Origin of the sequence: Lactobacillus delbrueckii subsp. delbrueckii DSM 20074 = JCM 1012 (genome assembly GCF_001433875.1) — a bacterium.
Taxonomy (GTDB): domain Bacteria; phylum Bacillota; class Bacilli; order Lactobacillales; family Lactobacillaceae; genus Lactobacillus; species Lactobacillus delbrueckii.
Map to the genome: position 1 here is coordinate 1 of NZ_AZCR01000093.1, position 3,152 is coordinate 3,152.

General features: G+C 47.9%; 1 protein-coding gene and 1 pseudogene. Both read right to left on the minus strand.

The features are described from left to right. Positions 1–445 precede the first annotated feature (445 nt). Positions 446–1,442: pseudogene (locus FD23_RS09515) on the minus strand (hypothetical protein). Positions 1,443–1,605: 163 nt separating this feature from the next. Continuing rightward, positions 1,606–3,003, minus strand: coding sequence for a flavocytochrome c (locus tag FD23_RS08375; protein ID WP_052933621.1), 1,398 nt, complete (start codon positions 3,001–3,003; stop codon positions 1,606–1,608). Positions 3,004–3,152 lie beyond the last annotated feature (149 nt).

Consider the following 3,152-nt stretch of genomic DNA (forward strand, 5'->3'; position numbering starts at 1 on the left):
ACAATGTTTGACCCGCACACTGCGAAACTTTGTTCAGTTTTCAAAGTACCAACTTGCGTCAAGTGACGCAACGTTTTATATTTTACTCGCTTGTTGACTTCTTGTCAACAAGTTTTTGATATTTTCTTTTTACCTCCGCGAGACTTGCTTGTCTCACGCGGCAACAAATATTAGTATACTAGCTTTTTCTGATTCGTCAAATTTGCTTTTTTATTCGTTTTATGCCCGGTTCACCAGGGACCGTTGTAATAAAAGCAAACTTGCGTACTCTTTCTTTTGTTTTTTCTTTCCGCAGGAATTATTTTTTAAAGAATCGATAGTTCGGATTATCTCTATTTCTGATGGCAAAAAAGATAAAACTTTTTCTATTTTCTTTTTCAAAATAAAAAAAGACCCTAAGGTCTGTTCAAAGATTGGCTGCTATTTGCCTAATATAGATAGACTCTTACTTCAGTTCACTAACGATTTTCTCTAAGCATTCCTTGGCTTCTTCTGGCAGCGGCGTCTTTGGATGCTCACCGTTGTACATGTTCAGCCAGTCCAGCCGGTCCTGCATCCGTGCTCTGAGATTCTGCTTGTATTCAGCAGAGTCCAGGTCAACCGGATCGTCAGCAAGCGGCATGTAGCTGACTCCGGCAAAATCGCCAAAGGCCTGCCACTGGTCAGTATCATCCACCAGCTTTTCAATGATCTCTAAAGTCAGTTCCTTAGGAATGTTTTTCCCGCAGAAGGCATCCGTGTTTAAAACGTAGCATTCCGCTCCCCGCTTGGTAAAAAGCTCCTTGAAGTCGCCATAGTCGCCCCCAACTGGGTAAGCTCTGAAGGGATCAGCAAATGGTTCGATGACCAAAGTGTTCATGTCAAAACTGGATCAGTCACCTTCAATACCGGCGGCAAAGAGAAGTACAAGTCCCCTTTCATCATAAAGCTTGGATTTCCCCGTACATCTCAGCCGCCTTTTCATCAAAAAAGCGAAAGTTGAGCATGTAGCTGAGCAGGTTGAAGGCCTGGTCCTCCGGTAGCATCAAGTGGGCCTTTAAGCTAAAGGACGGGTCCAGCCCAACCAGTACCGTCGTCTTCAAATACTTCTGCTTATGGCCGGCATAAATGTCTTCATACAACCTGTTGGTTAAAGCAGTCGCGTCTTCCTCTGAATCATCGACAAAGTGCCGGGCTGATGCCGTCCGGCCCAAAATCTTGCCGTGGTTGTAAACCAATTGCTTGGCCCCGACCGGCAGACCCAAATCACTGGTGTGCAGGATCGGCAGGTCAGTCTCAATTACTCCAGGCTGGCGCTTGGCCAGTTCATATGCTTCCGCTACACTCTTGACTTCATGGACATTGTTGCCGTAAAAAGCTGATTCAATAGTCGCCCGGACCCGGCTGAACTTGCTGTTCGCCTTGACCAGTTCACTCTGCTGATAGCGTTCCCGTGTACTTATGATCTCTTCCTTTCATCATCACATCAATTATCATAAAGCGGTTTCAACAGTTTTCCTTTATGATAAAGAGTGAACTTTAATTTGCTAATTTTTGGTAAAAAAAGACAGCAGCCTGAGAGCTGCTGTCTAAAATAGTATTCTTTTGTAACTTGTTCTTTTCAGCTTAGTTTTCGCCGCGCACGAACTTGCTTGCTTGAATACCAGCTTGCCGGCCAAAGACTACAGTTTCAGCAACTGAGTTACCGCCGATCCGGTTGTTGCCATGCAGACCCCCGGAAACTTCACCAGCGGCGTAGAGGCCTTCAATCACCTTGTCGTCCTTGCCCAAAACCTGGGTTTCAGGGTTGATGTGCAGACCACCCATCGTGTAGTGGATGGCTGGGTGAATGTGGATAGCAAAGTACGGCGCAACTGAAATGTCGCGGTCCATCCCGGTAGTCCGGCCAAAGGCTTGGTCGTCTTGGCCCTTGACTGCTTCGTTCCAGCTGGCAACAGTTGCTTCAAGACCAGCAGCGTCAACGCCGATCTTGCCAGCCAGTTCTTCCAAAGTAGCCCCATGTTCTACCAGGCCGATGTGGTCGTAAAATTCAACTGCCTTAACGTGGTCACGGACGCCTTGGTCAAAGATGAGGTAGGCACCGTCTTCATTCAAGCCAGTGATGGCTGCTGAAACAACCTTCCGGGTGTCCAGTTCGTTGATGAAACGCTGGCCGGCCTTGTTGACCAAAATAGCGCCTTCGCCCCGGACAGCTTCCCCGATCAAGAAGGTCTTTTCACCATCAGTTTGCGCGGTTGGGTGAACTTGGATGAAGTCCATTTGCACCAATTCTGCCCCGGCTTCTTCACCCAGGATCAGGCCGTCACCAGTAGCGCCGGCTTGGTTGGTCGTCTTGTAGCCTTCCAGGTCTGGCCGGTACTTCTTAATGATTTCCTTAGAAGCGCCGAAACCACCAGTTGCCAGGATAACAGCCTTGGCCATAACTTTCCGGCGGCCGTCTGGGCCAACAATGTCGATGCCAGTTACCTTGCCCTTTTCGTCTTGCAAAAGCTTAACAACCTTGGTCTTGTTGAAGACTGGAATCCGGGCTGCTTCAATGCTCTTCAAAAGGCCAGTGATCAAGTAACCGCCAACTGGCGCCATAGATGCTGGCCGGTGGGCCCGCTTCTTGCTCATCCCCCCGGTAATCGTCAAGTCATCCAGCTCAACGCCATATTGCTTCAGCCAGTCGATTGCCAAAGCAGCGTGGTCAACGAAGTAGCTCAGCATTGCTTCATCGTTCAAGTTGCCGCCGCCCTTAAGGGTTTCCTGGTAAAAGTCGGCCTTGTTGTCGATGATGCCGTGCTTGAATTGAACCAGGGATTCAGCCGCGTTCATCCCTGATGAAGCCTTGCTGGTGTTCCCGCCCAAAACTTCGTTCTTTTCAAAAACAGCCACGCTGACGCCGAGTTCATGTGCCTGCAAGGCAGCAGACAAACCGGTACCACCGGCCCCGATAACCACCAAGTCGTAGCTTGGGTTGACTAAATCGATTGGACTGGACTTAAATTCGTATTTTGCCATGATAGTTCCTCTACTCAATTATTTATTACTTACCTCCACATTATAAACCATTTTTTAACTTTTTAAAATTCGCCAATTGCAAGAATAAATTGAACACTTACCATAACATCTGGTAGATTTTGACTATCTACGCCGGTAAATGCGGTCAA

What these genes read in the sequence shown, in the direction of transcription:
- FD23_RS08375 (WP_052933621.1), bottom strand. Translation starts at nt 3,003, where the DNA reads ATGGCAAAATACGAATTTAAGTCCAGTCCAATCGATTTAGTCAACCCA.